Origin of the sequence: uncultured Metabacillus sp., assembly GCF_947503125.1 — a bacterium.
In the GTDB taxonomy this organism is placed as follows: Bacteria; Bacillota; Bacilli; order Bacillales; family Bacillaceae; genus Metabacillus.
Window position 1 is genome coordinate 1 of record NZ_CANNCR010000195.1, and the last position, 439, is coordinate 439.

The 439-nt window shown below is 49.0% G+C and carries 1 tRNA gene; it reads left to right on the top strand.

From position 1 onward, the window contains the following. The first annotated feature begins 284 nt into the window (after positions 1-284). A tRNA-Lys gene (locus Q1B07_RS26805) sits at positions 285-360 on the top strand. The last annotated feature ends 79 nt before the right edge of the window (positions 361-439 follow it).

The following is a 439-nucleotide window of genomic DNA, read 5'->3' on the forward strand; positions in this document are numbered from 1 at the left end:
GGATTAGCTCAGCTGGGAGAGCACCTGCCTTACAAGCAGGGGGTCGGCGGTTCGATCCCGTCATCCTCCACCATTTTTTAGAACACAAGTTAGACTCTCATAAGTTAGCATACCGAATATTGGGCGTCAAACCAGTCGTGTTTTCAAACTACGAGCCATTAGCTCAGTCGGTAGAGCACGAACGAGTATACTGCGAAGCGAAACATCAGCGCACAAATTGAACCGCTTCTTGACTAAGCTTTCTGAAATTTGGGCGTCGAAAACTAAGAGTGTTTTGAAACTACGAGCCATTAGCTCAGTCGGTAGAGCATCTGACTTTTAATCAGAGGGTCGAAGGTTCGAGTCCTTCATGGCTCACCATATTACACACCGTGCGGGTGTGGCGGAATTGGCAGACGCGCTAGACTTAGGATCTAGTGTCCTTGTGACGTGGGGGTTC